This is a genomic window from Mesorhizobium sp. LMG17149 (assembly GCF_024518695.1).
Classification (GTDB): domain Bacteria; phylum Pseudomonadota; class Alphaproteobacteria; order Rhizobiales; family Rhizobiaceae; genus Mesorhizobium.
The window spans coordinates 186,781-208,227 of record NZ_JANIFL010000013.1; the positions used below are offsets into that span (position 1 = coordinate 186,781).

Consider the following 21,447-nt stretch of genomic DNA (forward strand, 5'->3'; position numbering starts at 1 on the left):
CCGTCGAATGCTTTTACGACTATCGTAGCAGATGACCGGTATTTGGCGACAAAGGTTTGACGGCTTGCCAAGAATTATCGGAATTTGGCGACAAGATGCCGCGCAACGAGGAGAAATGACCCATGACCGGCAAAATCAGCGCGCTTGATCTTGGCCAGGGAGAGCTGAGCGAGGCGACAAAAACCTATTTCGCCAAATGCGAGGAGAAGCTCGGCCTCGTCCCCAACGTGCTCAGGGCCTATGCCTTCGACGACAGAAAGCTGCGCGCCTTCACCGACATGTACAACGATTTGATGCTGGGTGAGTCCGGGCTGACCAAGCTGGAACGCGAGATGATCGCGGTCGCCGTCTCCTCGATCAATCATTGCTACTATTGCCTGACCGCGCACGGCGCGGCGGTGCGCCAGCTCTCCGGCGACCCGCCGCTCGGCGAAATGATGGTGATGAATTTCCGCGCCGCCGATCTTTCGCCCAGGCAGGTGGCAATGCTCGAATTCACCGTCAAGCTGACGCAAGAGCCGGCCAAGATCGTCGAGGCAGACCGGGCCGCGCTGCGTCAGGCCGGCTTCACCGATCGCGACATCTGGGACATCGCCTCGACCGCTGCCTTCTTCAACATGTCGAACCGCGTGGCCGCGGCAATCGACATGCGCCCGAACGACGAATACCACGCCATGGCACGGTGAATTTGCTTTCTTCTCCCCTTTTTACGGGGAGAAGATGCCGGCAGGCAGGCGAGGGGCGGCACCAACATCCGTGAATGGAGGGCCAACTTTGCGCTGCCCCACCCGATCCTTCGGGCCACCCTCTCCCCGTAAACGGGGCGAGGGGAAGATCAGCGAGCAGCGATCGCCGCCGCCGCGCCGGCCATGGTCGTCGCGCTGACGCGGTTGGCGATCTTCATGGCGCGCTTGCTCTTCAAAAGCTTGCGCGCCTGTGATGCGGCGAGCACCCAGGCGAGATCGATGGCGACCAGCACCACGGCCATGGTCGCCGTCAGCTCGACCCAGCCGACGATGCTGACCGAAGCGAGGTCGATGATGGTCGGCAGCAGCGCCAGGTAGAACATCATGATCTTGGGATTGCCAAGCGTCACCGCCATGCCGGCGAAGAACAGCTTTGCCGGAGAATCCTCGCGCGGCATCTCGCCCTCTTTTGCATCGACAGGCGCGGTCCACATTTTCCAGGCGAGGTAAGCGAGATAGGCGACGCCGACCCATTTCACCACGACGAAGGCGAAATGGAAGGTCTGCGCCACGACAGCCAGGCCGAACACCGCCAGCGACAGCCAGATGCCCTCGCCGATCCACATGGCGAGCAGGAACGGGAACACGTCGCGAAACCCTTTCGAGATGACGCGCGCGACAAGCGCCGCGATCGATGGACCGGGCGAACCGGCGGCAACGAACAGAGCGGCGGCGAAAATCAGGAGCGAGGTGGCGTGCATAACCGGGGTCTCTGGTTGAAAACCTTCGATTTCGGATATTAGCGCAAGTGGCTCGGCTGCGGTAGCACCGACAAAAGACCCTTGTCGGTCCAGCATCTCGCGGCTAGAAAGGCCGCCGCGAAACAATTTTGAGCGTCACTTTGCCTACGTAGCCGCCGGTCTCGTCAACTCCCCCGACACACTGCATGACACCGCATTCGCGGTGTCTGTTTTCATTTCATGTGTTCTTCTGGGCGGCGGTTCGAGACCGGTTTGGCACTGCTGAACCGTTGTTGCGCGCTGCCGCCCGTGACATCCGATTTCCGATCATAGCAAGCGACCGCCACGCCGCGCCCGCATGGGCATCTCGACATCGCCGGCCTGATGAACTTCCCGACGGGAAGGGCTTATCGGCATGTCTGGACTTCAGCGTATCCATTGGACGATCGCACCCCAAACCCCACCTCGGCCGCTCATCAGCTGCAATCGTTGCGGCACTGTGAAGGCCTATTGCAGCAGCGGGAAATTCCGCGTCAACGCCAATGGCAAACGCATCGACGTGTGGCTGATCTATCGCTGCATCGACTGCGACAACTCCTGGAATTTCGGCATTTTCGAGCGCTGCAACCGCCGCGACATCGACCCGGCGCTGCTGGCGGCGCTCGAAAGCAACGATCCTGCACTCGCTCACCGTCATGCCTTCGATGTAATCGCGTTGCGCAACCGGATCGGGCGCGTCGAGGAGTTCTCCGATGTCAGCATTCACAAGCGCAGGCTCGGCGACACCGGGGAAGCCGCGACCGTGTTGGAGATCCAGCTTGGACTGGAAATGCCGACATCGCTGCGACTCGACCGGCTGCTCGCTGGCGAACTCGGCATCTCGCGATCACGGCTTCAGGCGCTGGAGGAGAGGCGGCTGCTCATCGTTGAACCGGATGGCGCAAAGGCCCTGCGCAAGCCTACCCGCGCGGGAATCGCGATCCGCATCGATCTGGCCGGCGAGGCCGATCGGCAGGCCATCATCTCGGCTGCCGGTGGATGAACGAAAAAGGGGCGGAACACTGGTTGCTCCGCCCCTATCGACTGTCGGAAAATAGAGAGCTTACGCCGCGCCGACCACCTTGGACGACTTCTCGAACCGCTTGCGCTCGTTCGGATCGAGATAGAGCTTGCGCAGCCGAATGGTCTTCGGCGTCACTTCGACCAGTTCATCGTCCTGGATCCAGGCCAGGGCGCGTTCCAGCGTCATGCGGATCGGCGGCGTCAGCTTGACCGCCTCGTCCTTGCCGGCGGCACGGATGTTGGTCAGCTTCTTGCCCTTGAGCACGTTCACTTCAAGATCATTGTCGCGGCTATGGATGCCGATGATCATGCCCTGATACACCTTGACGCCCGGATCGATGACCATCGGGCCGCGATCTTCCAGGTTCCACATGGCGTAGGCGACCGATTCGCCCTGTTCGTTGGAAATCAGCACGCCATTGGTGCGGCCCGGCAGCTCACCCTTGTAGGGCTCATAGGCGTGGAAGAGCCGGTTCATCACGGCGGTGCCGCGCGTGTCGGTCAAAAGCTCCGACTGGTAGCCGATCAGGCCACGGGTCGGCGCGTGGAAGACGATGCGCTGGCGATTGCCGCCGGACGGGCGCAGTTCGACCATCTCGGCCTTGCGCTCGGACATCTTCTGCACGACGACGCCGGCATGCTCCTCATCGACGTCGATGACGACTTCTTCGACCGGCTCCAGCAATTCGCCGTTCTCGCCCTTCTGCATGACGACGCGCGGACGCGACACGGCGATTTCAAAGCCTTCGCGGCGCATCGTCTCGATCAGCACGGCCAGCTGCAATTCGCCGCGGCCGGAGACGAAGAACGAATCCTTGTCGGGTGATTCCTCGATCTTCAGCGCGACATTGCCTTCGGCTTCGCGCAGCAGGCGGTCGCGGATGACGCGGCTGGTCACCTTGTCGCCTTCGGTGCCGGCCAGCGGACTGTCGTTGACCAGGAACGACATGGTCACGGTCGGCGGATCGATCGGCTGCGCATGCAGCGGTTCGCTCACGCTCGGGTCGCAGAACGTGTCGGCGACGGTGCCCTTCGACAGGCCGGCAATGGCGACGATGTCGCCCGCCTGCGCTTCTTCGATCGGCTGGCGCTCAAGGCCGCGGAAGGCCAGGATCTTCGAAATACGGCCGGTTTCGATCTGGGTACCGTCATGATGCAGCACCTTGACCGGCTGGTTGGCCTTCAGCGTGCCGCTCTCGATACGGCCGGTGATGATGCGGCCGAGGAACGGATTGGCTTCCAGGATGGTGCCGATCATGCGGAACGGGCCGGGATGAACGGTCGGCTCCGGCACATGCTTGATGACGAGGTCGAACAGCGGTCCCAGCTGCTGGTCCTTGGGTCCTTCCGGATTTTCCGAAACCCAGCCATCGCGGCCTGAACCGTACAGAATCGGGAAGTCGAGCTGCTCGTCGGTGGCGTCGAGCGCCGCGAAAAGGTCGAACACCTCGTTGACCACCTCGACGTGACGGGCGTCCGGACGGTCGATCTTGTTGATGACGACGATCGGCTTCAGGCCGACCTTGAGCGCCTTGCCGACGACGAACTTGGTTTGCGGCATCGGCCCTTCGGCTGCGTCGACCAGCACGATGGCTGAGTCCACCATCGACAGGATGCGTTCGACCTCGCCGCCAAAATCGGCGTGGCCGGGGGTGTCGACGATGTTGATGCGGGTATCCTTCCAGTCGACCGAAGTCGCCTTGGCCAGGATGGTGATGCCGCGTTCCTTTTCGAGGTCGTTGGAATCCATGGCGCGCTCGGCGACGCGCTGATTGTCTCGGAAGGAGCCGGACTGCTTCAAAAGCTGGTCGACCAGGGTGGTCTTTCCATGGTCGACGTGCGCGATGATCGCGATATTACGGATTTTCATGTTCTGGTCTCGGAAGCGTTGCAGGCAGCAGGCCAAAAGGCGCTGCCTCTTTCGGTTGCGCGGCTCATACAGGGTTTTTCGCAGTTGCGAAAGAGGAGGAGCGTCACCAAATACTCATCAAATCTTAAGCATCTGCGTGTGAGATGATTTTGTTAACCAAGGCGGGAACCCTTTGGGGCCCGGGCAGTTCAAACGTCATGACCGATAAACTCAACCGATTCTGGCCGCTCATCGCGTCTGTTGCCTTCGCCGTCCTGCTGGCGGCCAACGCCGCACAGTCAGCCGCGACGATGAAGGAATCACGGCCTGCCTTGCCGTCGGAGGCACAGTCGGCCGAGCAGATTTTCGCCGACGCACCAGACGGCGTCGACCCGATGGTGACCGGCCCGGTCAGCGCCGCCTTCAAGCAGCGGCAGGACGCCGCCAACTGCGACAGCGCCGTCTGGCCGAATATCCCCATGGTCTGCTACCCGGACTAGTCAGCGCTTCACCCCCCGCCCCGTCTCGCCAGCTTCGCTTTGCGAAGCCGCCGCCAACCTTCCCCACAAGGGGGAGGGTTGAGAAGCGCGCTTACGCCGACCGCACCGGGTCGAGCGTCACCTTGTAGAGTTCGTTGTCGTCGCGATCCATCAGCCGCACCGTCATCTGCTCGCTGGCGCCTGAAATATCGACGAGCCCGAAGAATTGCAGCCCGGCCGAGGGCGGCAGGTTCTGTCCCTGTTCGGCGGTCGGCGCCTTGATGAACTTCAGCTCCGGACCGAACGTCATGTCGAAATCGTTGGGACCGAACGTGCCGGCATGGATCGGACCCGAGACGAATTCCCAGAACGGATTGAACTCCTGGAACTGCGCCTTGTCCGGGTTGTAATAATGCGCGGCCGTGTAATGCACATCTGCGGTGAGCCAGACGGTGTTGCTGATGCCGGCATTCTTTATGAAGCGCAGCAGGTCGGCGATCTCGAGCTCGCGCCCTTTTGGCAAGCCATTGTCGCCATTGCTGACCGCTTCGGCGCCAACCTTCTTGGTGCCGTCGTCCCAGACGACGAGGCCGAGCGGCATGTCGGCGGCGATGATTTTCCAGGTCGCCTTCGAATTCGCCAGTTCGCGCTTCAGCCATTTCGTCTGCTGCTCGCCGAGCATGCGCGACTGCGGCGTCATCTCATCCTGCATGTCGGGACCATTGGGGCCGCGATAGGAGCGCATGTCGAGGAAGAACACGTCGAGCAGCGGCCCATAAGCGATCTTGCGATAGACGCGGCCGGGCTCGGACGGTTCGTAGCGGATCGTCGTCATCTCGTGGAAAGCCCGCGCCGCGCGGGCCGCCAGCACGTGGATGGATTTTTCCGTGTAGCGGCTGTCGGCGCTGAGATCCTTGGAATCCGACCAGTTGTTCAGCACTTCATGGTCGTCCCACTGGTAGAAAGTCGGGCAGATGGCGCTCAGGCCGAGCACGCTCCTGTCCATCATGTTGTATTTCCACTGGTCCCGGTACTCGTCCAGCGTCTCGGCGACTTTGCGCTTGCCGTCGATCAGCACGACGTTCTTCCACTTGCCGCCGCCGGGCAGGTCGACCTCGTCCTTCATGGCGCCGTCGGCATAGATGGTATCGCCCGAATGCAGGAAGAAGTCAGGCGTGTGCTTGCCGATCGTGGCGTAGGTCTTCATGCCGGTCTCGTCGATGCCCCAGCCCTGGCCGGCGGTGTCGCCCGACCAGGCAAAGCGGATGTCGCGCTTCGAGGCTGGCGCCGTCCTGAAACGGCCGGTGATCGGCTCCGAAACGGCGTTGATGTCGGCGAGATCGGCCGATGTCATGCGGTAGAAGATATCCTGGTCCGAAGCGAGGTCGGTGAGCAGCCGCTTGACCGTGTAATCGCTGGCCGGCGACGTATCGAGCGGCGCCAGCCGCGTCGCACTGGCGAAATTCTCCGTCGACGACACCTCGAACATGACGCGCGACGGTCGGTCGGTGCGCGTCCACACCATGCCGCTGGTGGCGTCGACATCTCCCGACTGGACGCCATGGGTGAAGGAAGGCCGCTGATTGGCGCGCGAATAATAGGGCAGCGCCAGACCCGAAACGCCGGCCAGGCCAACGGCGCCGGCGGAGGTAACGAAAGCACGGCGGGTCATCGAAAGCTTGTTCACGGCTGTCTCCTGGATGGCTTGAACGGTGCCACCAAAATCCAGCGTCAATGTTTCAGGCGCATCTCGGGATGATGAAGGTTTGATAACAGTGAACAGGTGATCTCCCCCCTCGAGGGGGAGATGTCGCCGAAGGCGACAGAGGGGGTCGCCGCGCGTGGAGCGCTAACCTCCTTCTATCGCAAGAGGCCGAGCCCAGTCGGACCGACCCCCTCTGGCCGCTTCGCGGCCATCTCCCCCTCGAGGGGGGAGATTAACGCAGCGCCCTACGCCGCTTGCGGCTCCGGATCGAATGCCGGCTTGCTGGTGTTGATCAGCAGCGAGATACAGGCGGCGGCGATTGCCGTCATGCCGGCAATCAGGAAGGCCAGTTCGTAATTGCCCTGCAACTCGCGCATGGTGCCGCCAAAGGCGGCGGCTGTGGCCGCACCGATCTGGTGCCCGGCGACGATCCAGCCGAACACGATCGGCCCGCTGCGATCGCCGAACGCCTCGTTGGCGAGCCGCAGCGTCGGCGGCACGGTGGCGATCCAGTCGAGGCCGTAGAGCACGGCGAAGATGATCAGGCTGGTGGCCGAGAAGCCGGAATAGGGCAGATAGATCAGCGACAGGCCACGAATGCCGTAATAGACGCCGAGCAGCTTGCGCGGATCGTAGCGGTCGGTGAGCCAGCCTGACAACGTCGTGCCGATCAGGTCGAAGATGCCCATCATCGACAGCAGGCCGGCGGCCTGCACTTCGCCGATGCCCATGTCGCCGCAGAACGCGATCAGATGCGTGCCGACCAGCCCGTTGGTGGTGAAGCCGCAGACGAAGAAGGTGGCGAACAGATACCAGAACACCCGCGTGCCGGCGGCACGGCGCAGCGTCGAGAACGTATGCGCCAGAAAATTGCCCTGTGACGCAGGCGGAGTGGGCGGCACGTCGTCAGCCTCGGCGCCGTAGCGCACCATGCCGATCGATGCCGGCCGCTCCGGCACCAGCAGCCAGACCAGCGGTATCAGGGCAGCGGTCGCGATCGCGACCGCAATGACAACCGGCTGCCAGCCGCCCGACTGCGCCAGCGCGGCGATCAGCGGCAGGAACACCAGCATGCCCGAGGCGCTGGAGGCCGACATCAATCCCATGACAAGCCCGCGATTGGTCTTGAACCACCGGTTGACGATGGTCGCGCCGAGCACGCTGGCGACAGCACCGGAACCAATGCCCGAGAACACGCCCCAGGTGATGAACAGATGCCACGGCTTGGTCATCAGCAGGCTGAGCGCGGTCGAGCCCGACATCACCACCAGCGAGGCCAGCAACGTGCGGCGCAGCCCGATGCGCTCCATCAGGGCCGCGGCAAATGGCCCCGTCAGACCGTAAAGCAGGATGCCGACACCAGCAGCCAGCGAGATGATGTCGCGGCGCCAGCCGAAACTGTTTTCCAGCGGCAGCATCATGACAGAGGGTGCGGAGCGCAGGCCAGCCGCGACCAGCAGGCTAAGGAAGATCACGCCGACCACGACGAAAGCGTAGCGCTGGCCAAAGGGGCGGGATTGAGCTATCATGTTACTGACCGGTACGTTGCAGGTGGAGTATGTATACGTACCGATCGGTAACATTGTCAATCGAGCCACACGATGCCAACCGACAAAAATATTGATCTGACCATCAGCGACGATCATGCGTCGGCGCCACCGAAAGCAGCCAAGAAGATCCTCGATGTGGCTTATGACCTGTTCTACCGGCGCGGTATCAGGGCGATCGGCGTCGACGAGATCGTCAAGCGTGCCGGCGTCACCAAACCCAGCCTCTATCGCAGCTTTCCGTCCAAGGATGAACTGGCCGCCTCCTATCTCAGGCAGTACGATCTTGAATATTGGGAGCGTTTCGACGAGGCGGTTGCGGCTCATCCCGGCGACCCGCGCGCACAGATCAAGGCTTTCCTGACCCGCATCGGCAAGCGCACGCAAGTGGCGGACTATCGCGGCTGCGGCATGACCAACGCGGCGGTCGAATATCCCGACCACAGCCATCCGGCCCGTGTGGTCAGCGAGGCCAACAAGCAGGAATTGCGCCGCCGCCTGCGCGCCATGGCGGTTGCGATGGGCGCGCAAGACCCTGACACGCTCGGCGACGGCCTGCTGCTGCTGATCGAAGGCGCCTATATCAGTGGCCAGCTGTTCGGGCTCGGCGGCCCGGCGCAAGCGGTCGCCCGCAACGCGGACCTGCTGATTGAAGCGAGCTTGAAGAAATAACGTTTGGCGCTACGCTGCGGCAGCTTGCAACGGAGATTGACCGCCATGCGTGCCATTCTGATCCCGCTTGTTCTGGTCGGTCTGGGTCAGGCTGCGCAAGCCGACGGCATTTCCAGCGCCTACACCGATCTGGATTCGAAAAAGGATTGCGTGACCTACGCGCAGGCCGAGGAAGGCGACGGCGACTGGGCCGAACTCGCCTGTTCGGGCTATCGCGGCTATCCCGTACTGATAGCCTATGACGATGCCCGTGAATCGCTGTTCTACGGCTTTCCCCCCGGCGGCGACATGACGACGGTCTGGGAGAGCTTTTCCGGTTTCAATTCGTCCGGAGCCAAGATCGAATGGCGCATCGAAACCACCGGCGACAAGGCTGTGCCCTATGCAGCCATCCATCGCCGCTCGATCAGCAATCCCGAGGACGAGAAAAAGCCGACCGAGGTGCTGCTCGTCGCCAAGGTCGGCCAGATGGGCGCCCGGGACGGCTGCACCGTCGGCCTCGTGCTGGCCACCGGCAATCCCACCGCCAACGATCAGGCGCGCAAGCTTGCCGACGACAAGGCGCGGACCTTCGCCTGCGGCAAGGACAGGCGCACCGTCATCGGCAACGTGCCGGCTTTCGGCCGGGTGGATAACTGAGCACGGCGGAGATTGGGCATCGCACCCGTAGCTTCGTCATCCACGGGCGGAGCAAGGAGCGTAGCGACGCAGCGCAGACCCGAGGGTCCATGCCGCGACATCAACACCGCCGCGGCGGTTCAGAATTCCGTTCCGCCGCACACGTCGCCTGGCGTCACGGCATGGATACCAGGGTCTCCGCGACGCCGCTTTGCGGCTGCTCCGCCCTGGTATGACGAAGTTGGGCTACTTGCTCGCCTTGGCCCGCTCGATCGCGTCGACGATCATCTTCTTGGCGTATTTGGAATCGTGCCAGCCTTCGATCTTGACCCATTTGCCGGGCTCGAGATCCTTGTAGTGCTCGAAGAAGTGCTGCACCTGCTGGCGCGTGATGTCGGGCAGCTGAGTGTATTCGGTGACGTTCTCGTAGCGCAGCGTCAGTTTTGGCGACGGCACGGCAATGATCTTCTCATCCTGGCCGGCATTGTCTTCCATGATCAGCACGCCGATCGGCCTGACGTTGATGACGCAGCCCGGCACCAGGGCGCGCGTGTTGCAGACCAGCACGTCGATCGGATCGCCGTCGCCCGACAGCGTGTGCGGCACGAAGCCGTAATTGCCGGGGTAGCGCATCGAGGTGTGCAGGAAGCGGTCGACGAACAGCGTGCCGGCTTCCTTGTCCATCTCATACTTGATCGGCTCGCCGCCGATCGGCACCTCGATGATGACGTTGACGTCCTCAGGCGGGTTCTTTCCGCTGGCTATGGCTTCAATGCGCATGGCTTAAATCCCTCTCTCGATGGACGATCGATAGCGGGCGGCGCGTCATGGTGCAATGCGGCGAATGGTGCTGGCTGAAATCGGGAGAGGCAATGGCCGAAAGGCCGGGCTGTCATTCCCAGACGAAAGCGACCTTCTTGAGCGCCTTCTGCTCGAAGATCTCGACGCCTTCCGCTACATCGCGGCCGCCGGCGCCGGCATAGAAGGCAAGCGCGTTCTGGTTGTCTTCCAGCGCCCACACGACCATGCCTTTCAGCCCGTGATCGGCCAGCCGCGCCTTGGCCGCCGAAAACAGGCGGCTGCCGAGCCCGATGCCCTGATATTCCGGCCGCAGGTACAATTCGTAGATTTCGCCCTGCTGCCTGAGTTCACGGGCGCGGTTCTTGCCAATCGTCGCATAGCCGGCAATCTTTCCGCCGATCTCGACCACCAGAACAGTGGCGGCGCGGCGAATCGCATTCGCCCACCAGTCGGCACCTCGACGGTTGATCATCGATGTCAGGGTGCGGTGCGGAATGATGCCGGAATAGGCGCCGCGCCAGGCCTCCAGATGCACCTCGGCGATGGCACTGGCATCGCGCGGGTCGGCTTTCCGGATGTCGATCGTCAGCGTATTCATGATTAGTTAACCATAAACCCGCATCGCCCGATTGCAAGAGTCCCGGCGGCCCGCCGGCTGCTTTCTCACAGGCGATCATGACACTGATGACATCGGGCAAAGCCTGCTTGAAAACGCGCTCAGCCGAGGCGGATGGCGTGGGCTTTCGAGAACCGGAGCGGAGCGTAGCTTTACACGTGAACGCCGGCCGAAGCCTGCCTGCCAAGGCTGCTCATGAGTGAGTGCTTCGGCCGGCGAAGGCCGGAAGCGCAGAAAACCGCGTCAGGCGTCCGGCTGAGTAGCGTTTGCAGGCGGGCTTTCAGATTTCGACCAGATGGTCGTCAAGTTCGTTGCTGTCGCCCACTGTGACCGGGAAATGCTCGGCCAGCACCGCACCCACCTGCTCGATCGCCTTGACGAAGCCGTCGGCAAGCCGGTCGTCGCCGGCATGCGCGGTAAGATCGCGCACGACACCGTCCCAGACATGCTGGCCGACCTTGGCGTCGATGCCCGAATCGGCAACCACTTCGGCATAGCGTTCTGCGATCGAGACGAAGACCAGCACGCCGGTGCGCGCCGTGGTGCGGTGGACGTTGCGGGCAAGGAACTGCTTGATCGCGTTGGCGTGCGCCGCCTGGTAGCGCAGCCGCCTCGGCACCAGATGGATGCGCAGGCCGGGCAGCGCCCACAACAAGGCCAGCACGCAGGCAAGCGCCAGGAGCTGGGCGAGGACGAAATGCGGCAGCCGGATCGACAGCCACCAGGCCTCCAGACCGTAGCCGACCGCCAGGCTGACGATCAGCATGCACACGGTCGCCATGAAGGCGGCCGGGAAGAAATAGCCGTCGCTGGCATGCGCCACGACGCAGTAGATCTCGCCGTCGGTTTTCTCCTCGGCGGCGCGGATCGTGGTTGCGATGCGCTCATGATCCTGCGGGCTGATTGGTCGTGTTGCCATGATATGTCTCACCAGCTTCCTGAAGAACCGCCACCACCCGATGAGCCGCCGCCACCGGAAAACCCGCCACCGCCGCTTGATCCCGAAGACCAGCCACCACCGGAGCTCCCCGACGACCAGCCGCCCGAAGACGAACCCGTTGTCCAGCCACGGCTGCCCGAGTACCCGCTCGGCCCACGGCCGTAACGAAACGTCATGCCCAGCCATCTGTACACGCCCGGGGACAGCTTCGTGCCGAACATCGGCGGCAGGAACGCCATCGCCAACCCGCCGAAAAACATCGTCGCCCACAGGATCAGGAACACGGCAACGATCGGATCGATGGACGTGCCGTCATCGGCGGGATTGCGCTTGCCTCGCGCTTCCAGCTCCTCCGGATTACCTTCCAGCACCATGACCATGTCATCGACGGCTTTACTGATGCCGCCGGAGAAGTCGCCGGCGCGGAAGGCCGGCACCATGTCATTTTCGATGATCAGCTTGGTATGCAGGTCGGTCAGCGTACCTTCGAGCCCATAACCGACCTCGATGCGCATCTTGCGGTCGTTCGGGGCAACCAGCAGGAGCACGCCATTGTTCTCGCCCGCCTGGCCAAGTTTCCAGAAGCGGAACAGGCGGTTGGCGTAGGGCTCGATCTCCTCGCCATCGAGGCTGGGGATCGTCGCCACGACGATCTGGTCGGAACCTTTTGTCTCGAAGTCGGCAAGCTTCCGCGTCAGCGCCGCCTTGGTCGCGGCATCGATGATGCCGGCATTGTCGACGACACGGCCGGTCAGCGCCGGCAGGTCGGCCGCGTAGGACATGACGCAGGAGAACAGCACGACCGCGGCAATCAGGACAGCCGAGGCGAGGCGGTCGCGTTTCGACAGGCTGATGCTGGGTATCGTCATGCCATCACCAGCTTCCCGACGAGCCGCCGCCGCCGGACGAACCGCCGCCGCCGGAAAAGCCTCCACCGCTGCTTGACCCCGAAGACCAGCCGCCGCCGGAAGTCCCCGACGACCAGCCGCCACTGGAAGATCGCCGGCTTGGCTCGAAGGTCATGCCGAGCCAGCGGTAGCGGCCGGGACCGAGCTTCTGGCCGAAGATCGGCGGCAAGATGGAGACAGCAAGACTGCCGACCATAATGGTTATCCATATGCCGATGAACACGGTGAAGAACAGGTCGTCGGACTCGAAGGGCGCCTGCTGGTTGCGCTCGCCGCGCGCCTCCAGCTCCTCCGGACTGCCTTCCAGCACCATGACCATGTCGTCGACGGCTTTGCTGATGCCGCCGGAGAAATCGCCGGCGCGGAACGCCGGCACCATGTCGTTTTCAATGATCAGCTTGGTGTGCAGGTCGGTCAGCGTACCTTCCAGCCCATAACCGACCTCGATGCGCATCTTGCGGTCGTTCGGCGCAACCAGCAGCAGCACGCCATTGTTTTCCTTCGCCTGCCCAAGTTTCCAGAAGCGGAACAGGCGGTTGGCGTAAGGCTCGATCTCCTCGCCCTCGAGGCTGGGAATCGTCGCCACGACGATCTGGTCGGAGCCTTTTGTCTCGAAATCGGCAAGCTTCCGTGTCAGCGCCGCCTTGGTCGCGGCATCGATGATGCCGGCATTGTCGACGACACGGCCGGTGAGCGCGGGGAGATCGGCGGCGAGGGCGGTGAAGGGGAGGAAGAGGAGGCTTAGAAGAGCGAAAAGGAACCCTAGGCTTGCATTCCGGGGCGCCCCCCTCTGCCCTGCCGGGCATCTCCCCCTCAAGTGGGGAGATTGGCCGCCATCTCCACTTTCTCCAATTTTCAACGTCGCAAGATCGGCGTCAGCGCCGAAGCTGCCAATCTCCCCCCTTGAGGGGGGTGAGGACTGATCCGCGTAGCGGACGGGAAGCCAATTGCTTGGCTTTCCGAACGACGAACGCCCGAAGCGGCAGCGAAGGGCCGGTTCCGGTAGGACAGAGGGGGGTGTTTGCACGCCAGCAGCCCGTCATTTCGCGGGATTTATTCCGATGACAGTCGACGTTCACCCGCCCTGCTTCGTGCCGAAATCGACCTTCGGCGGCTGCATCTTGTCTTCGGCGACAGTGAAATTGGCAAAGGGCTCATTGCCGCGGAACCAGAAGGTCGCCCACAGCACCGAGGGGAAGGTCCTCAGCGTCAGATTGTAGTCCCTGACCGCCTGGATGTAGTCGCGCCGCGACACCGCGATGCGGTTCTCGGTGCCTTCGAGCTGGGCTTGCAGCGCCAGGAAATTCTGATTGGCCTTGAGGTCGGGATAGGCCTCCGAGACCGCGATCAGCCGCGACAGCGCGCTGGTCAGCCCCGCCTGGGCATCCTGAAACTTCTTGAGGGCTTCGGGATCCTTCAGCGTTTCCGGTGTTACCGTGATCTGCGTTGCCTTGGCGCGTGCCTCGACCACCGCGTCGAGCGTATCCTTTTCGTGCGAGGCATAACCCTTCACCGTCTCGACCAGATTGGGGATGAGGTCGGCGCGGCGCTGATACTGGTTCAGCACCTCGCTCCACGCCGCCCTGGCGTTTTCTTCCGCTGTGGGGATGGTGTTGTAGCCGCAGCCGGCAAGCAGCGGCAGCACGATCGCCATCATCAGGAAGGCGGGCAGCGTGCGGAAAATGGACGGCGAGGCAAGGCGCTGGGCAAACATGATGGGGTCCCTCGGTAGAAGTTGCACGCGAAGCATTACCACAATCAGCGCGCAAGAAAACCGCCCGGGCCGGCAGCCCCTCGCCTGCCATGCCCAGTGCCGCTGCAAGGGTCTGTGATTGGCCGTACGAACGCGATAAGGTCCGCAAAACGGGACATCATCATGGCGGAGCGCCAGGACAGCGAGAAGGAATCGCGCCGTATCCTCGAGCGCATCGCGCACGAGACGAATCCGGCGGGCGACTCGTTTGCGGGGCGGGCCGCGAAAGGCATGCGCGATCACGTCACCGCGACCGATGCCGATCGCGCCGATCCGATCGAAGTCTGGGGCACCCGCTTTGGCCGCACGCTGGGCCTGCTGCTGGCGCTGGGCCTGATGGTCTGGCTCGTGCTTTACGTCATCCGGGGCAGTTAGGAATCAAACGACAATGAGCGCCGAACAAACCGACGCGCCGCGTGCGGTCATCGTCATTTCCAGCCATGTCGCGCGCGGCTCGGTCGGCAACCGTGCCGCCGTGTTTGCGCTGGAGACCCTGGGGTTCCCGGTCTGGGCGGTGCCGACCGTCATCCTGCCCTGGCATCCCGGCCATGGACGGGCAACACGGATCGTACCGCCGCTCGACCAGTTCAAGGCGCTGATGGCCGATCTCGAGCGGGCGCCATGGCTGGGTGAAGTCGGCGCCGTGTTGTCCGGCTATCTCGGCGAGGCTGGCCAGGCCGAGGCCGTCGCCTCGCTGGTCGCCGCGGTGAAGGCAAGGACACCCGGCGCCGTCTATATCTGCGATCCGGTGATGGGTGATTCGGGCGGCCTCTACGTGCCCGAGCCGACAGCCATCGCCATGCGCGACCGGCTGATGCCGATCGCCGACATAGCCACCCCCAACCGCTACGAACTGGAATGGATGGCCGGCGCCGCGTTGCCCGACCTGAAATCGGCGATCGCGGCAGCGCTCCACGCCGGACCATCGACCATGCTGGTCACCTCTGCGCCGTCGATGATAACGGGCGGCACCGGCAATCTGCTGCTCGATAGCAGCCAGGCGCTGCTCGCCGAACATCGCCTGATCGACAAGCCGCCGAATGGCCTGGGCGATCTGACGGCGGCCGTCTATCTGGCACGTATCCTGTCCGGCCAGCCGCCGATCAAGGCGCTGCAATCGACGACGGCGGCGGTCTACGAGATCCTGGCGCGCACCGCCAAGCGCGGCGGCGACGAACTGCAGCTCGAAACCGATTCGCAGAGCCTGTCGCATCCGATGGCGATGGTCCAGCTTCGCCACCTCACGCATCCGGGGCGGGGCCGCCGGGCGTGACGTCGACTGAGGCCGTGCTTGTCGGCGTCGACGGCTGCAAGGCCGGCTGGATCGCCGTCCGGCGCGCTTCTGGCATGGCACCGTCGGTCGGTGTCTTTGCAACCTTCACCGCCTTGCTCGCATCCCTTCCCGAAAACGCCGTCATCGCTGTCGACATGCCGATCGGCCTACCCGAGTTTTCGGGCAAGGGGGGTCGCGGCCCCGAAGCGCTGGTGCGGCCGCTGCTCGGGGCACGCCAATCCAGCGTCTTCTCGATCCCCTCCCGCGCCGCGCTCTATGCGGAGACCAATGATTTCACCACCATCGAAGCCTGGTATGCCGCGCACATCAGGGCAAGCGAGGTGGCCCTGACCACATCCGACCCGCCGCGCGGCGTCTCGATCCAGGCCTTCGGCATTTTTGCCAAGATCCGCGAGATCGACGCCCTGCTGATCGCGCGACCCGATCTGCGCGGCCGTGTGTTCGAATCGCATCCGGAAGTCGCTTTCTGCCGCCTGAACGGCGATCAGGCCATGCAACTGCCGAAGAAGATCAAGGGCGGCATCAATCCGGCCGGCATGGCGGAACGCAAGGCTCTGCTTTGCCGGCATGGCTATGACACGGCCTTTCTCGACCAGCCGCCACCGCGCGGCGCCGCCGCCGACGATTTCCTCGACGCGGCCGCGATGACGCTGATCGCCGGTCGCATCGCCAGCGGTGAGGCACGGCCGCTGCCCGACCCGCCGGGCCGCGACAGCTTTGGCATTCCTGTCGCCATCTGGGCGTAACGCTGTTGGCCAAGGTTGCGCTCGATGCATGGCATTTCTAGCCAGCCTCATAATTCTGCATTGCTCGCGACCGGCTTTTGCCGCTAGAGCCTCTCTAGACCGCAACGAGCTGCCGCATCCAACCCGGAAAGGCTCCAGACGCCGCCCATGTCCCATCTGCCTGAACATCTTCTCGCCGGCTACCGCAATTTCATGAATGGCCGCTATCTCACAGAGAGCGGGCGCTATCGCGATCTCGCTCGCGAAGGCCAGGCGCCGGAGACGATGATCGTCGCCTGCTGCGATTCGCGTTCGGCGCCCGAGGCGATCTTCGATGCCGGGCCCGGCGAACTCTTCGTGCTGCGCAATGTCGGCAATCTGGTGCCGCCCTATGCTCCCGACGGCGAGTTCCATTCGACCTCGGCGGCGCTTGAATTCGCCGTGCAGAGCCTCAAGGTCAAGAACATCGTCGTCATGGGTCATGGCCGCTGCGGCGGCATCCGTGCAGCGCTCGACACCAATTCCGCGCCGCTTTCGCCGGGCGACTTCATCGGCAAGTGGATGAGCCTGATCGCGCCGGCGGCCGAAACCGTCTCCTCCAGCACCTTCATGACCGCGTCGGAGCGCCAGACCGCGCTGGAGCGCATCTCGATCCGCTATTCCATCGCCAACCTCAGAACCTTTCCCTGCGTCTCGATTCTCGAGGGCAAGGGGCGACTGTCGCTGCATGGGGCCTGGTTCGATATCTCGACCGGCGAACTCTGGACGATGAACAAGGAAACCGGCGATTTCGAACGGCCGGAGCTGGGATGAACACAGCGGCGCGCAAGGTGCTGAACATCAGGTCGGCCGCTTTGACGGCGGTCGCGCTGCTGATAGCGATTATTGCCGCCCGCGCCGATGATCGTGCCCTCATCAGCCGCTGGTATTCGGCGCTGCTGGTCGCCGACCGCACCGAACTGTCCGACCTGCTCGCCGATGATGTCCGCATCAAGCTGGACGACCTCGGCATCGTGCAAAGCAAGCAGGAATTCATCGCCTCGATGGACGAATGGAAAGGTGCGGTTGCGGGCGCAGCGATCCGGCATCGGATCGAAAAGAGCGAAGGCGGGGTCACCACCGTGGTCGCCTGCTACGACTTTCCCAACAATGACAAGCTCATGCATGAGACTTTCGCGGTGACCGACGACCGCATCACCGCCAGTTCGCAAGCGGCAATCGCCGAGACGTGCGACGGCTTCTGACGCCATCCTGAGGGCCGAGCCGTTGCGCCTTGCGAGGCCTCGCCCTACATCGGGGACGACCAAACCTCTCCCCGTCAACGATCGAAAGACTGTCCATGCCTTCCACGAAAGCCGTCGACCTCGCCGCCCATCCGCTGACCGCGTGGCAAGGGCCGCTCGGCCTGCCCGATTTCACGCGCATTGGCGATGGCGACTTTTCCCCGGTCTTCGACGCGGCGCTGAAGGCGCACGAGGCCGAGATCGAGGCGATCGCCGGCAACAAGGATGCGCCGACCATCGAGAACACGCTTGCCGCGCTGGAACTCGGCGGCGAAGCGCTCGACCGTGTCTCGTCGATCTTCTGGTGCCGCGCCGGCGCCTACACCAACGAGACGATCCGGGCGCTGGAGCGCGACATCTCGCCGAAAATGTCCAGGCATTTCTCGGCGATTTCGATGAATGAGCGGCTGTTTGCCCGCATCGACGATCTCTACCAGCGCCGCGAGAGCCTGAAGCTCGACGCAGAGACCCTGCGGGTCCTGGAAAAGACCTGGAAGGGTTTTGTCCGCTCCGGCGCCAAACTCGATGCCGACGGCAAGAAGCGGCTGGCCAAGATCAGCGAGGAATTGTCCTCGCTCGGTACCAGCTTCGGCCAGAATGTGCTGGCCGACGAGAGCGACTGGGCACTGTTCCTCGATGAGGCCGACCTTGCCGGCCTGCCGGACTTCGTGAAAAGCTCGATGGCCGAAGCCGCCGAGATACGCGGCCAGAAGGGCCGCTACGCCGTCACCCTGTCGCGCTCGATCTACGAGCCGTTCTCGACCTTCTCCGAGCGCCGCGATCTGCGCGAGATCGCCTTCCGCGCCTTCACCATGCGCGGCCAGAATGGCGGCGCCACCGACAACACGAACGTGGTGCGCGACATGCTGCGCCTGCGCGCCGAGAAGGCAAAGCTGCTCGGCTATGCCTCTTTCGCCGCGCTGAAGCTCGATGACACCATGGCCAAGACGCCGAAGGCCGTGCACGCGCTGCTCGATCCGGTGTGGGAAAAGGCGCTGGAGAAGGCAGCAAGCGACCAGATCGAATTGCAACGGCTGGCGACGGAGGCCGGCAGCAACGAAAAATTTGCTGCCTGGGACTGGCGTTTCTACCAGGAGAAACTGCGCGCGGAAAAATTCGCCTTCGACGAGGCGGAGCTGAAGCCCTATCTGCAGCTCGACCGCATCATCGACGCTTGCTTCGATGTGGCGACACGGCTGTTCGGCATCACCTTCGAGGAGAAGAAGGGCATCGCTGCCTGGCACCCCGACGCCCGCGTCTTCGTGGTGAAAAATGCCGACGGCAGCGAGCGCGGCCTGTTCCTCGCCGATTATTTCGCCCGGCCCTCGAAGCGCTCCGGCGCCTGGATGAGCGCGCTGCAGTCCGGCTACAGGCTCGGCCACGGTGCGAGCCCGGTGATCTACAACATCATGAACTTCGCCAAGCCGCCGGCCGGCGAGCCCGCGCTGCTGTCGGTCGACGAGGCGAAGACGCTGTTCCACGAGTTCGGCCACGCGCTGCACGGCATGCTGACCGACGTCACCTGGCCGTCGGTAGCCGGCACCTCGGTCAGCCGCGATTTCGTCGAATTGCCCTCGCAGCTCTACGAGCACTGGCTGACCGTGCCGGCGGTGCTGGAAAGACACGCGCTGCACGTCAAGACCGGCAAGCCGATGCCCAAGGCGCTGCTCGACAAGATGCTGGCCGCGCGGACTTTTGGCGCTGGCTTTGCAACAGTAGAGTTCACCGCATCCGCGCTGATGGACATGGCTTATCACGCACGGCCGGATGCGCCTGAAGTACCACTTCGTTTCGAAACCGAAACGCTTGCAGAGCTGCACATGCCGGACACCATAGCCATGCGTCACCGCACCCCGCATTTCGGCCACGTCTTCTCCGGCGACGGCTATTCGGCCGGCTATTATTCCTACATGTGGTCGGAAGTGCTCGATGCGGACGCTTTCGCCGCCTTCGAGGAGACCGGCGACCCCTTCAACCCGGCGCTCGCCGAACGGCTGCGCAAGAACATCTACGCCGCCGGCGGTTCGAAGGATCCGGAAGAACTCTACACCGCATTTCGCGGCAAGATGCCGTCGCCCGAAGCGATGATGGTGAAGCGGGGATTGGTGTAGCACCGGATAATCTCCCCCCTCGAGGGGGAAATAGCCGCGAAGCGGCCAGAGGGGGTCGGTTCGACCGGGCTCGGCCTGCTGCGGCAGAAGAAGGTTGGCGCATTACGTCAGGCGACCCCCTCTGTCGCCTTAAGCGACATCTCCCCCTCAAGGGGGGAGATTGCCAGCATCCTTCCAAGGATCCGTCACCCTTGGCCACACCGGCCGCGTCAGCTTGGTATAATTCGTCACCGCCGGATTGCTGGGATACGAACTCGGCGCCGAGACATAGATGATCTCGGCGGCGATCGGCTCGAAGCCGGCGTAGAAATGATTGGTCGACTTGATCAGCAGCATGTCCTTGGCCAGCGGATCGACGCCGATGTTGGAAAAGATATCCGGCTCGAAGGTCTGCGTGCGATTGGTGTTGAGAATAATGTCGACCTCGGTGCCTTCGAGGCGGATCAGCGCGGTCGGCCCAAGCGTCACGCGGCTTGGCCCGAAACTTTGCCAACCCTCCGTAACCGCCTTCAGCACGCGCACGCGCGCGTCGATCGGCTCGCCGGCCTGCGGCCCGGCCTTGCCGCCGAAGCGCAGGTCGATGACCGCGCCCTCGCCCGCCGCCAGGCAGAAGGTGACCGCGATCGGATCCCATATCGTCGCCACGGCGAATCTGTCCAGGCCACGCCCCAGCATCTGACGCAGCACGAAGGTGCCGTCACCGGGGACACCGCCGCCGGGATTGTCCCAGATGTCGGCAATGACCACCGGCCTGCCCGGATTCTCTGTGCGCACGGCCAGGGCCCGGTCGATGCCGTCGGCGGCGCTCAGCATCGTCATCGCCGTCTTTTCGCGCATCGCGTAAAGTTCCCGCCCCAGTCGTTCCGCCAGCGCGTCGCCCTTGGCCTTGTCATCGTCGGTGACGACCAGAATGCGCGTGCCCATCTCGGCCACGTCGGCCGCCATGAAGCCATGGATGACGGAGACCGACAGCACGCCGTCCTTGCCGTGCAGCGCCTTGATCCGGTCGACGAAGGACCGCATCGGCTCGCGGCTGGTCGGCAGCACCTGGATCATGCGGCAATCGAAACTCGAGATGACCGGCTTGATCTCGCCGCGCACTGCTGCCAGGCCAAGCTCGACGACATGTTCGCCGCGCTCGTAAAAATCGGTGTGCGGAAATTCGAGGAAGTAGGCGAGGATGTCGGAGGCCGCCACGCGCTTCGGTGTCAGATGGCTGTGCGGATCGAGTTCCACGGCGATCACCACCTGCGGCCCGACCATTGCGCGAACCCGTTCGAGCAGGTCGCCTTCGCAGTCGTCATAGCCTTGCGCCACCATGGCGCCATGCAGGCCGAGGATGACGGCATCGACCGGCAGCGCTGCCTTGAGCTGGCCAAGGATCTCGTCGCGCAGCGCCTCATAGGTCTGCCGTTGCACCAGGCCGCCCGGCTCCGCCCAGGTGGCGGTGCCCTCGATGACATCGAGGCCTTCGGCCGCTGCCCGCCGGCGCAGCGCCACCATCGGCGAGGAGCACAGCGTCGGCGTGTCCGGATGTTTGCCGGGCCCGGCATAGAAGGCCATCTCGAACGAGGCCCTATCGGTCGGCACCGGCGAGAAGGTGTTGGTTTCCGTCGCCAGCGAGGCGGTGAAAATGCGCATGAAAGCTCCGTCCGTGA

22 protein-coding genes are annotated in these 21,447 nt (G+C 63.7%); 11 read left to right on the forward strand and 11 right to left on the reverse strand.

Annotated features, from left to right (window positions below; genetic code table 11):
* Positions 1-122: 122 nt before the first annotated feature.
* Entirely contained in the window at positions 123-686 is a 564-nt protein-coding gene (locus tag NP945_RS27245) for a peroxidase-related enzyme (RefSeq protein ID WP_127269517.1), read from the forward strand.
* 149 nt (positions 687-835) lie between these two features.
* Here NP945_RS27245 and NP945_RS27250 read toward each other — a convergent pair whose 3' ends face one another.
* Positions 836-1,447, reverse strand: a complete 612-nt coding sequence (locus NP945_RS27250) for a LysE family translocator (protein ID WP_128287912.1) — start codon at positions 1,445-1,447, stop codon at positions 836-838.
* Between the two features lie 394 nt (positions 1,448-1,841).
* On the opposite strand from NP945_RS27250, the gene NP945_RS27255 reads away from it, so the two are divergent.
* Entirely contained in the window at positions 1,842-2,468 is a 627-nt protein-coding gene (locus NP945_RS27255) for a DUF1062 domain-containing protein (protein ID WP_256748056.1), read from the forward strand.
* A gap of 60 nt (positions 2,469-2,528) precedes the next feature.
* Here the strand turns inward: NP945_RS27255 and typA are convergent, their stop codons facing one another.
* Positions 2,529-4,358 (reverse strand): translational GTPase TypA, encoded by a 1,830-nt coding sequence (gene typA, locus NP945_RS27260; protein ID WP_023811726.1) that lies wholly within the window; start codon positions 4,356-4,358, stop codon positions 2,529-2,531.
* 197 nt (positions 4,359-4,555) lie between these two features.
* Between typA and NP945_RS27265 the strand changes: the two genes are divergently transcribed.
* Positions 4,556-4,837 carry a hypothetical protein gene (locus NP945_RS27265; RefSeq protein WP_245466367.1) on the forward strand — a complete coding sequence of 94 codons (282 nt, stop codon included), beginning with the start codon at positions 4,556-4,558 and terminating at the stop codon, positions 4,835-4,837.
* A gap of 91 nt (positions 4,838-4,928) precedes the next feature.
* Here NP945_RS27265 and NP945_RS27270 read toward each other — a convergent pair whose 3' ends face one another.
* Positions 4,929-6,488 carry an alkaline phosphatase gene (locus NP945_RS27270; protein ID WP_306283313.1) on the reverse strand — a complete coding sequence of 520 codons (1,560 nt, stop codon included), beginning with the start codon at positions 6,486-6,488 and terminating at the stop codon, positions 4,929-4,931.
* A 278-nt stretch (positions 6,489-6,766) separates the two neighbouring features.
* Positions 6,767-8,050, reverse strand: coding sequence for an MFS transporter (locus tag NP945_RS27275; protein ID WP_256748058.1), 1,284 nt, complete (start codon positions 8,048-8,050; stop codon positions 6,767-6,769).
* A gap of 72 nt (positions 8,051-8,122) precedes the next feature.
* On the opposite strand from NP945_RS27275, the gene NP945_RS27280 reads away from it, so the two are divergent.
* Both NP945_RS27280 and NP945_RS27285 read left to right on the forward strand, forming a co-directional pair.
* A complete protein-coding gene (locus NP945_RS27280; protein WP_127267937.1) occupies positions 8,123-8,740 on the forward strand; it encodes a TetR/AcrR family transcriptional regulator in 618 nt (205 codons plus the stop codon).
* Between the two features lie 45 nt (positions 8,741-8,785).
* Positions 8,786-9,379: a hypothetical protein gene (locus tag NP945_RS27285; protein WP_127808781.1), complete on the forward strand. Its 594-nt coding sequence runs from the start codon at positions 8,786-8,788 to the stop codon at positions 9,377-9,379.
* Between the two features lie 225 nt (positions 9,380-9,604).
* On the opposite strand, the gene ppa is transcribed toward NP945_RS27285, so the two are convergent.
* The 6 genes from ppa to NP945_RS27315 form a co-directional block, all read right to left on the reverse strand.
* Positions 9,605-10,138: an inorganic diphosphatase gene (gene ppa / locus NP945_RS27290; RefSeq protein ID WP_013528997.1), complete on the reverse strand. Its 534-nt coding sequence runs from the start codon at positions 10,136-10,138 to the stop codon at positions 9,605-9,607.
* 112 nt (positions 10,139-10,250) lie between these two features.
* A complete protein-coding gene (locus tag NP945_RS27295; RefSeq protein ID WP_013528996.1) occupies positions 10,251-10,757 on the reverse strand; it encodes a GNAT family N-acetyltransferase in 507 nt (168 codons plus the stop codon).
* A gap of 298 nt (positions 10,758-11,055) precedes the next feature.
* The gene (locus NP945_RS27300) at positions 11,056-11,694 is read right to left on the reverse strand and encodes a TPM domain-containing protein (protein WP_127382012.1); all 639 of its coding nucleotides are present in this window, start codon (positions 11,692-11,694) and stop codon (positions 11,056-11,058) included.
* Positions 11,695-11,702: 8 nt separating this feature from the next.
* Complete coding sequence (locus tag NP945_RS27305; RefSeq protein ID WP_256748059.1) at positions 11,703-12,584, reverse strand: YgcG family protein; 882 nt, start codon at positions 12,582-12,584, stop codon at positions 11,703-11,705.
* A gap of 4 nt (positions 12,585-12,588) precedes the next feature.
* Entirely contained in the window at positions 12,589-13,440 is an 852-nt protein-coding gene (locus tag NP945_RS27310; protein ID WP_256748060.1) for a YgcG family protein, read from the reverse strand.
* A gap of 258 nt (positions 13,441-13,698) precedes the next feature.
* Entirely contained in the window at positions 13,699-14,337 is a 639-nt protein-coding gene (locus NP945_RS27315) for a LemA family protein (protein WP_127269647.1), read from the reverse strand.
* A 162-nt stretch (positions 14,338-14,499) separates the two neighbouring features.
* On the opposite strand from NP945_RS27315, the gene NP945_RS27320 reads away from it, so the two are divergent.
* The 6 genes from NP945_RS27320 to NP945_RS27345 all read left to right on the forward strand — a co-directional run bounded on the left by NP945_RS27320 (position 14,500) and on the right by NP945_RS27345 (position 19,789).
* Positions 14,500-14,751: a hypothetical protein gene (locus NP945_RS27320; RefSeq protein WP_256748061.1), complete on the forward strand. Its 252-nt coding sequence runs from the start codon at positions 14,500-14,502 to the stop codon at positions 14,749-14,751.
* A 13-nt stretch (positions 14,752-14,764) separates the two neighbouring features.
* Positions 14,765-15,649, forward strand: coding sequence for a pyridoxal kinase PdxY (gene pdxY, locus NP945_RS27325; protein WP_256748062.1), 885 nt, complete (start codon positions 14,765-14,767; stop codon positions 15,647-15,649).
* Positions 15,646-16,416 carry a DUF429 domain-containing protein gene (locus NP945_RS27330; RefSeq protein WP_256748063.1) on the forward strand — a complete coding sequence of 257 codons (771 nt, stop codon included), beginning with the start codon at positions 15,646-15,648 and terminating at the stop codon, positions 16,414-16,416. The genes pdxY and NP945_RS27330 overlap by 4 nt, the downstream gene beginning before the upstream one ends.
* A 147-nt stretch (positions 16,417-16,563) precedes the next feature.
* Complete coding sequence (locus tag NP945_RS27335) at positions 16,564-17,208, forward strand: carbonic anhydrase (protein WP_023811712.1); 645 nt, start codon at positions 16,564-16,566, stop codon at positions 17,206-17,208.
* Positions 17,205-17,639 carry a nuclear transport factor 2 family protein gene (locus NP945_RS27340; protein WP_256748064.1) on the forward strand — a complete coding sequence of 145 codons (435 nt, stop codon included), beginning with the start codon at positions 17,205-17,207 and terminating at the stop codon, positions 17,637-17,639. Before NP945_RS27335 ends, NP945_RS27340 begins: the two co-directional genes overlap by 4 nt.
* A 95-nt stretch (positions 17,640-17,734) precedes the next feature.
* On the forward strand, positions 17,735-19,789 hold the full coding sequence (locus tag NP945_RS27345; protein WP_256748065.1) for a M3 family metallopeptidase: 2,055 nt from the start codon (positions 17,735-17,737) through the stop codon (positions 19,787-19,789).
* A 147-nt stretch (positions 19,790-19,936) separates the two neighbouring features.
* Here NP945_RS27345 and NP945_RS27350 read toward each other — a convergent pair whose 3' ends face one another.
* A complete protein-coding gene (locus NP945_RS27350; protein ID WP_256748066.1) occupies positions 19,937-21,430 on the reverse strand; it encodes a M81 family metallopeptidase in 1,494 nt (497 codons plus the stop codon).
* Between the last annotated feature and the right edge of the window lie 17 nt (positions 21,431-21,447).

Bases quoted from the DNA above. Each gene is read 5' to 3' on its own strand.
- NP945_RS27250 (WP_128287912.1), bottom strand. From the start codon at position 1,447: ATGCACGCCACCTCGCTCCTGATTTTCGCCGCCGCTCTGTTCGTTGCC.
- NP945_RS27265 (WP_245466367.1), top strand. From the start codon at position 4,556: ATGACCGATAAACTCAACCGATTCTGGCCGCTCATCGCGTCTGTTGCC.
- ppa (WP_013528997.1), bottom strand. From the start codon at position 10,138: ATGCGCATTGAAGCCATAGCCAGCGGAAAGAACCCGCCTGAGGACGTC.
- NP945_RS27340 (WP_256748064.1), top strand. From the start codon at position 17,205: ATGAACACAGCGGCGCGCAAGGTGCTGAACATCAGGTCGGCCGCTTTG.
- NP945_RS27335 (WP_023811712.1), top strand. From the start codon at position 16,564: ATGTCCCATCTGCCTGAACATCTTCTCGCCGGCTACCGCAATTTCATG.
- NP945_RS27285 (WP_127808781.1), top strand. From the start codon at position 8,786: ATGCGTGCCATTCTGATCCCGCTTGTTCTGGTCGGTCTGGGTCAGGCT.
- pdxY (WP_256748062.1), top strand. From the start codon at position 14,765: ATGAGCGCCGAACAAACCGACGCGCCGCGTGCGGTCATCGTCATTTCC.
- NP945_RS27295 (WP_013528996.1), bottom strand. From the start codon at position 10,757: ATGAATACGCTGACGATCGACATCCGGAAAGCCGACCCGCGCGATGCC.
- NP945_RS27280 (WP_127267937.1), top strand. From the start codon at position 8,123: ATGCCAACCGACAAAAATATTGATCTGACCATCAGCGACGATCATGCG.
- NP945_RS27300 (WP_127382012.1), bottom strand. From the start codon at position 11,694: ATGGCAACACGACCAATCAGCCCGCAGGATCATGAGCGCATCGCAACC.
- NP945_RS27345 (WP_256748065.1), top strand. From the start codon at position 17,735: ATGCCTTCCACGAAAGCCGTCGACCTCGCCGCCCATCCGCTGACCGCG.
- NP945_RS27305 (WP_256748059.1), bottom strand. From the start codon at position 12,584: ATGACGATACCCAGCATCAGCCTGTCGAAACGCGACCGCCTCGCCTCG.
- NP945_RS27350 (WP_256748066.1), bottom strand. From the start codon at position 21,430: ATGCGCATTTTCACCGCCTCGCTGGCGACGGAAACCAACACCTTCTCG.
- NP945_RS27270 (WP_306283313.1), bottom strand. From the start codon at position 6,488: ATGACCCGCCGTGCTTTCGTTACCTCCGCCGGCGCCGTTGGCCTGGCC.
- NP945_RS27320 (WP_256748061.1), top strand. From the start codon at position 14,500: ATGGCGGAGCGCCAGGACAGCGAGAAGGAATCGCGCCGTATCCTCGAG.
- NP945_RS27315 (WP_127269647.1), bottom strand. From the start codon at position 14,337: ATGTTTGCCCAGCGCCTTGCCTCGCCGTCCATTTTCCGCACGCTGCCC.
- typA (WP_023811726.1), bottom strand. From the start codon at position 4,358: ATGAAAATCCGTAATATCGCGATCATCGCGCACGTCGACCATGGAAAG.
- NP945_RS27245 (WP_127269517.1), top strand. From the start codon at position 123: ATGACCGGCAAAATCAGCGCGCTTGATCTTGGCCAGGGAGAGCTGAGC.
- NP945_RS27275 (WP_256748058.1), bottom strand. From the start codon at position 8,050: ATGATAGCTCAATCCCGCCCCTTTGGCCAGCGCTACGCTTTCGTCGTG.
- NP945_RS27255 (WP_256748056.1), top strand. From the start codon at position 1,842: ATGTCTGGACTTCAGCGTATCCATTGGACGATCGCACCCCAAACCCCA.